Genomic DNA, 6,542 nt, shown 5'->3' with positions numbered 1-6,542 from the left:
CCGCGATGATCTCCTCGATCAGTCCCATGTAGAAGGCGACCTGCGCCGACTCGCGCTTGCGAACGTTGTCGACGGACGCGACGTAGATGGTGACGTGTCTGATGTCGAGGTCGGCGCACCAGCCGATGACGGTCTCGATGTGCTCGACGCCGTGGCGGTGTCCTTGGCTCGGGTTGGCCAGACCCATCTCCTTGGCCCATCGCCTGTTGCCGTCCATCACCAGGGCGACGTGGGCGGGGAGTGGGCCCTTCAGCAGCCGGGAGCGCAGGTGATGGGCATAGAGGGCATAGAGCACAAGCAGCACCCTAGTAGCAGCTGCCACCGCGGCGGGCGAGTTCACGCCGCAGTTCAAGGTTCTCGCCATGGGCTTGCTCGAGGGCCGCTCGTAGCTCCGAGATCTCTTCCCGATGCCGCCTTTCCAGGCGGGCAAGCTCGTCGGTGAGGGCCAGGACGATGTTGTCACCGGTGTCACTCGCATCGGCGTCGACATCCACCCCAAGCTCCGCACTGAACTGCATCTCTGGCTCGACGAGCGCCCCAACTGGCCCCGTGCCGACGACAACCGAACCCTGTTCCTCAACGCCAAGGGCGGACGGCTGACCGCCCGCGCCGCTGGCGGCATCATCGCCGCGATCGCCCAGACGGCCGGGCTGGACGATCCCACCACTGCGCACATCCTGCGCCACACGCTCGCCACCACCCTGATCCGTGGCAAGACCGACCTCGTCCTGGTCGCCGAGATCCTCGACCACGCCCGCCTGGAGACCACCCACCGCTATAGCTTGCCCTCCGACAAGGAAAAGGAAGACGCTCTCAAACTGATCACGGTTGACCGCTAACCGTACTTACGCCTACCTGCGGAAACAGGCGTCAAAAGCGACTCATGGCCGGTTCTGGCCGTATCTCGGCTGGACCCGAACCGCAGGTCAGCGCGATGAGATGGTGCGGCCCGCCAATTCGGTCCCAGTAAACGAGCCGCCGGACCATGCCCGTACGCGGAACTTCTCCCACGACTGCACCAGGGGCGCGTCACTGTGGATGACATCGGTGGTCCGGCCCCCACCGCCGACCGCCGTGAGGAAATGACCGGTCACCGTCTTGATCCCGAAATTCACGCCATCGCCCGCGTCGACGAGCGTGAACCGCTCCCACGAGCGCGCCACGGCGGCGTCGGTTTGGATCACGTCTCCTGTCTGGCCTCCACCGCCGACCGCCGTCAGGTAGTTCCCGGTGTTGAACGTCTGGAACGTGCACATGGTGGGGGTAGCGAACATCGTTCGGGGGCCGCCACCGTCGGTCGCGGTGGCCCGGTCGTGAACAGCCGTCAGCGCCAGGGTCCGTCGGTCGGCGATGACCTGGGTGAGCGCCTCAGGCAGCCACCGCCCCTGGTCGGGCGAAGCGAGCGCGGTGAGCCGGGTCAGCACCTGCTCCAGGCTGGGCCGGGTGGCGGGGTCCTTGGCCAGGCAGGCCGCCACCACAGCGGCCAGGGGGGCCGGCACTCCTTGAAGATCCGGGTCGGCGTGCACCACGCGGAAGACGACCGCGTGGACGGGCCCCGTCCCGAAGGGGCTGCGGCCGGTCACGGTGAAGGCGAGCACGCAGCCGAGCGAGAACACGTCCGAGGGCGGCCCGCCCTCCCGGCCCATGGCCTGTTCTGGGGACATGAACGCGGCGGTGCCCAGCACGGTGGAGATCTGGGTGTGGCTGGTGGCGTCCAGGGCGCGGGCGATGCCGAAGTCGATCAGGCGAGGCCCGTCCTCGGCGAGGATGACGTTGCCGGGTTTGAGGTCGCGGTGCACCATCCCGCACGCGTGCACGGCGGCGAGCCCTTCGGCCAGCCCGGCGCCGAGCACCGCGGCCGACTCCAAAGGGAGCGGACCGTGCTCGTCGACGACTTGGTGCAGGGAGGGGCCGGGGATGTAGGCGGTGGCCAGCCACGGCCGGACGGCGTCGGTGTCGGCGTCCACGACCTGGGCGGTGTAGAACCCGCCGACCTTGCGGGCGGCGTCCACCTCGGAAGTGAAGCGGCGCCGGAATTCGCTGTTGCCGGCCAGCTCCGGGCGCACCACTTTGACGGCGACCAGGCGCCCGCCCGGGGAGCGGCCCAGGAACACCTCTCCCATCCCGCCCCCACCGAGCCTTGCGTGCAGCCGGTAGGAGCCGATGTGAGCCGGGTCGCCGTCGCGTAGGGGGTCGGTCATGGTGACTCATTCCTCGTCGAGATCATCGCCGGTCGGTGTCGATGATTCCAAAAGAGGGGCCACCGGAATATGGCAATTCTTGGCGTCGGCGAGGGTCTTGTGGACGACGCCGACGGGACGTTGACGCCGACGGCGATGGTGCAGATGGATTCACCGCGCTGGCGGCGGGCGAGGATCGCGGCGCCGGTCCTCCGACAGGGCCAGGGCCAGGTCGAGGATCAGGGAGCGCTCGGTGTGCTCGCCGGCCGCGATGCCCTCCAGCACCTTGACCGCGATGTCGCGCTGGAACAGGTCGTTCAGGACGATGCGCCCTTCCAGGAGGTTGCGGCCGAGCCGGTCGACGAGCGGGAGAAGCAGGAGCTGACCTCCGTCGCCGTCCAGTGCCCGAACGCGCCGTTGCCCGCGCCGCCTGCCCACTGACCTCACAAGGTCACGGCGTTCGCAACAGCGCCGAGCGACCTCGCCCAAGGATCCTGTCCAAGGTCACCCGCGGGCGGCGCGCGACCGGTCGCCAGGCGGCGGCCGCGGCGGGCTCCCGCCGCTGGAGCGCGCGTACGTGATCGCGAAGCTCCGCCCGCACGACCGGCGGCGCCTCATCTCCCATCTGGGGGCGGCGGGCGGCTTCTTCGTGGTCCTCTGATCGCTACGCGCCGCCAGCGCGCCTGGTCACCGCCCTTCGAACTGCACCTCCTCAACGTGCCCGCGTTCGTCCGGCCGAGCGCCCCGCCGGGGGCGCAGAACGCCCCAGGGTGGACGCCGCCCCTGATGGACGGCTGGGCCGCCTTGTAGGTCTTCTTAGCGATGGGGCGTGGAGCGCGCCGCGTTCGACGGCACCTACGGCAGTCCGCGCATCACCGCCGAGCTGCGCGCCCGGGGACGGGCGGTCTGGGGCTGACCCCCTGAGTGGCCACCTGTCCCGCGATCCCGCAGGAGGCCGTGGTGGTCCGCGTCGTACGCGAGCCACCACGGTCACATCCTCGCCGGGAGCCGGCCGGCCGCCGGCCTTAGCAACCGTGGGCGACGGACGATCGCGGATGGTGAACGGCTCAGTTCCGATGCGTGGGCAGTTCTGGGCGTTCGTCGGTCCAGCCGATCGCCTGGTACGAGGTGGAGAGACGCAGCTCCGCCTGCCGTCCGTTCGCGAGCTTTGTCGTGTTCGTCCTCACCTCGGCGAGAAGCAGGCCGGTGCTGGGATCGATCACGAGTTGAACCCGGGCGAACAGGCCCGGCTCTATTTCCTCCTGATAACTGAGCGTCTGCCCGCGTCGGCCCAGCGGGTCCGTCGTCCTCCCCTCGGCCCGTATGCCGGGCAGGGAAGCGAGGATCCGGTACGCGGATGCCCGAACCTCGGGCGAGGCCGGCAGGCCACTGATGATGTTCACGCAGTCCCGCAGCAGGATGTACGCCTTCGCCTCCTCCACGTCCATCCCGGACCCGGCCAGCTCCAGCCGGCCGATGCGCTCTTCCAGGTAGTTCCGGAGCGTCTCCGGCTCGCCCGGGATCGCGCGCACCTCCTTCCAGGTCATGTCCTCCCCTGCCAAGTCACCGGCCGAGCCCTTCCACTTGCCGTAGAGCCGTTCGGCGGTTCGCTCACCTGCCGCCGCCTCCAGCGGCCTGGACGGGACGGAGAACAGGTTCTCCGTCTTCATGTTCTTGGGGTATCGCCAGCTGGTGGGCGCCCCCGCGGCCCGCCAGGCCGCCTCGTCCTGCGGGGTCGCGGGCTTGACGCCGAGATCCTGCCGAATGCGCCAGTACTGCAGATCCGGCCGCTTCGCCAGCCACGTCTCAAGGGACCGGCTGCCCTCGAGCACATAGCTGCGGGTGGGGTCGGTCAACATCCACTGGTTGACGGTCGCGGTGCGCCAGTAGTCGCCGCTCGCAGGACCCTTCTCCACGGCGACGGCAGCAGCGAGCAGGATTTGCCGGGCGGTCGGTTCGGCCGTCGCGGACACCGACGTACTGGGCTGAGGCGCGACAGAGATCGTGCCGTCAGACAGCATCGCAGGGGCGATGACCGCTACCGCGACAGCGGCCGCGGCTAGGCCGAGCAGAGCGCGGCCTGGAGAGAGCAGGAGCTGCCGCCGGGCCGGAACGCGCTCCAGCGAGACGATCTCTGCCAGCAGCGCGTCCGCCCCTGCGGTGGACGCCCGGCCGGCCAGGTCCTCATCCAGCACCCGCGCCCGGTCCTTGAAGATCTGGTCGTTGTTCACCCTGACTCCTTCTCGATGAGCGGCCGTGACGCGAAACCGGCGGCCGATGGGCGGGTCTTCTCCAGGGCCTTGACGAAGCGCTTGCGAGCCCGGTGCAGGCGGATCCGCGCGGCATTGCGGGAACAGCCCAGCACTGTGGCGATCTCACCGGGATCGAGCCCCTCCCAAAGAGCCAGGGCCAGTAATTCACGGTCGCTGTCGGCGAGCATGGTCATGGCTTCATCCACGCCGTGCTGCTCACTGTGGTGCGAGGGGGCGGCATAGAGGTGTTCGATCTCGTCGGTGAGCTCGGCGTGCCGGGTGAGCCTGCGCCGCTCGCTCCGGCGGTGGTTGGCCAGGACTCGCCGGGCCACGCCGTACAGCCAGAGCTTGCAGGCCTCGCCGTCGGGGAGCTCGGTCATCCGCCTCCAGGCGATCACATAGGTCTCGGCCACGACGTCGGCGGCGTCCTCCGGAGAGGAACACCTCCGCACGGCATATCCGAGGATCTGCTCATAGGTACGCCGGTACACCGCCTCAAACCGGGACCGATCGTCTTGTTCACTCACGCGTCATCCTCGTCAGGCCTTTCGAACACTGCGGGCTTTCACTTCATACGTGTCCGCGGCCGACGGCAGAATTTCAGGCCGGCCCTCAGCCTCGACATCAAAAACCTCGACCTGGAGTTCCGTCGCGCCCGGGTCATCTCCGAAGGCGGCACGCTCGGGCACGTGGACGAGGCCACACGCCTGGCCGACAGGCACGCGCCCGCGCGGTGATATCTGCCCGATCACCGGGCGGGGGCAGTCCTCCCGCGGGCCGTAGGTCTGATCAGTTTCGCACTCGGCCGCCGGGGAACTCCACGACCGCCGCGTCGTAGGTATGGTCCATGGTCACCACCACGTAGCCGCGGTTGGCCAGCTCCTCGGCCACCCCGGTGCCGTAGGAGCGCGAGGCGTTGGCGCCCGGCGAGTACAGCAGCACCGGCAGCTTCCCGAGCCGCCGGTCGGCAGGGGCACCCAGATGACCGTCCGTCGCGCCCGGCACCAGCTTGCCCGGCGGCACGCCGAGCGTGTGCAGATAGCGGTCGGCAGCCGCGTTGGACATCCACGGCGCGACCGGGTATCCCGCCGTCTTGCGCGCCGGATACCAGATGCTGATCATCAGTTCCCGCTTGTTCCCTGCCACCCACGGGTCGGTCCTGGACTTGCCGACCAGGTGCAGCGCGACCGTGCCGATCTTGTGCGGGCCGGTGGGAGACGGCGGCTCGAACCGCACCGGGGCCGAGGCCACGACTGCCGGGGTGGCGGCCACCGCCAGGAGCGCGACGACGCCGATCACGAGAGTTGTTCGTTTCATGCTCTCCACGCTGCCGTCCGGGCAGGCGTACGGCATCGCGCCGCGGAAAGAAGCTCGCCTCAGCCCAGGACGCTACCCGAAAACCGCTCCTCCTCCTCGCGGACGATGTTGCTTACCGGCCGGTGACCGGCGCGGATACTTCGGCTGGTGAACGAGACCCTGGTGGTGCACAGGCTGCGCCATGGCCACTGGGGGGCCCTGGACGTGGCGGCCGCGCTGCTGGCCGCCGCCTTCCCCGCCGCGGCCCATCTGAGGGCTGGCCTGCTACCGGCGATCGCGCTGTCCGCCCTCGCCACACTGGCGGTCGCGACCCGGCGCGGGTGGCCGCTGCCCTCGCTGGCAGTGTCGCTGGCCGCAGCCGTCGCCGCGCTGCTTGTGGGTGTGGACTCCGCCTACCTGTCGGTCGCGTCATGCTCTACTCGGTCGGCGCACAGAAGCCGCGCAGGCGGGCCGTCACCGGGCGAACTGGCTGCCTTCGTCGGCCGGCACGCCGTACTCGGCCGGCCAGATCTCGATCTGGTGATCGCTCGCCGTGGTGCGCCAGCCGGGCACGCCGCCGGGTTGTGAGGCGTCGCCCAGGAACGAGACGTTGTTCCGTACGGACAGATGGGGCGACTCGAAGCCGCCGTTGGTCAGCGCGACCTGGCGGCCGCAGCCACCGGGAGGGGGATCTTGGGGGACGGGCATGGTGAGGGTTTCCCTACCCGAGCGACTTATCCGACGCGCAGTGGGCGTTGATCGAGCCGGTGCTCACGGCGTGGAAGGCCGCGCACCCATCCCTCAGCGGCCACGA

General features: G+C 69.6%; 9 protein-coding genes. 2 read left to right on the top strand and 7 right to left on the bottom strand.

What is annotated here, in order from left to right:
* Positions 1-364, bottom strand: a 364-nt coding sequence (locus tag AB0J71_RS49610; RefSeq protein WP_364421397.1) for an undecaprenyl diphosphate synthase family protein, incomplete at its 3' end; no start/stop codon positions are given.
* A 43-nt stretch (positions 365-407) separates the two neighbouring features.
* Between AB0J71_RS49610 and AB0J71_RS49605 the strand changes: the two genes are divergently transcribed.
* Positions 408-839: a tyrosine-type recombinase/integrase gene (locus AB0J71_RS49605; RefSeq protein WP_364421395.1), complete on the top strand. Its 432-nt coding sequence runs from the start codon at positions 408-410 to the stop codon at positions 837-839.
* An 87-nt stretch (positions 840-926) separates the two neighbouring features.
* Here AB0J71_RS49605 and AB0J71_RS49600 read toward each other — a convergent pair whose 3' ends face one another.
* Positions 927-2,201 (bottom strand): serine/threonine-protein kinase, encoded by a 1,275-nt coding sequence (locus tag AB0J71_RS49600; protein ID WP_364421392.1) that lies wholly within the window; start codon positions 2,199-2,201, stop codon positions 927-929.
* 69 nt (positions 2,202-2,270) lie between these two features.
* On the opposite strand from AB0J71_RS49600, the gene AB0J71_RS49595 reads away from it, so the two are divergent.
* Positions 2,271-2,621: a hypothetical protein gene (locus AB0J71_RS49595; protein WP_364421390.1), complete on the top strand. Its 351-nt coding sequence runs from the start codon at positions 2,271-2,273 to the stop codon at positions 2,619-2,621.
* Positions 2,622-3,247: 626 nt separating this feature from the next.
* Here the strand turns inward: AB0J71_RS49595 and AB0J71_RS49590 are convergent.
* From AB0J71_RS49590 to AB0J71_RS49570, 5 genes are all read right to left on the bottom strand, one after another.
* The gene (locus AB0J71_RS49590) at positions 3,248-4,411 is read right to left on the bottom strand and encodes a CU044_5270 family protein (protein WP_364421388.1); all 1,164 of its coding nucleotides are present in this window, start codon (positions 4,409-4,411) and stop codon (positions 3,248-3,250) included.
* Positions 4,408-4,959, bottom strand: a complete 552-nt coding sequence (locus tag AB0J71_RS49585) for a sigma-70 family RNA polymerase sigma factor (RefSeq protein ID WP_364421386.1) — start codon at positions 4,957-4,959, stop codon at positions 4,408-4,410. The genes AB0J71_RS49590 and AB0J71_RS49585 overlap by 4 nt, the downstream gene beginning before the upstream one ends.
* Positions 4,960-4,971: 12 nt before the next feature.
* On the bottom strand, positions 4,972-5,121 hold the full coding sequence (locus AB0J71_RS49580) for a hypothetical protein (protein WP_364421384.1): 150 nt from the start codon (positions 5,119-5,121) through the stop codon (positions 4,972-4,974).
* Positions 5,122-5,221: 100 nt separating this feature from the next.
* Positions 5,222-5,749: a hypothetical protein gene (locus tag AB0J71_RS49575; RefSeq protein ID WP_364421382.1), complete on the bottom strand. Its 528-nt coding sequence runs from the start codon at positions 5,747-5,749 to the stop codon at positions 5,222-5,224.
* Between the two features lie 453 nt (positions 5,750-6,202).
* Positions 6,203-6,436: a hypothetical protein gene (locus AB0J71_RS49570; protein ID WP_364421380.1), complete on the bottom strand. Its 234-nt coding sequence runs from the start codon at positions 6,434-6,436 to the stop codon at positions 6,203-6,205.
* Between the last annotated feature and the right edge of the window lie 106 nt (positions 6,437-6,542).

The organism is Nonomuraea sp. NPDC049637 (genome assembly GCF_040675235.1).
Classification (GTDB): domain Bacteria; phylum Actinomycetota; class Actinomycetes; order Streptosporangiales; family Streptosporangiaceae; genus Nonomuraea.
This window is presented reverse-complemented; position numbering and strand designations above follow the sequence as displayed.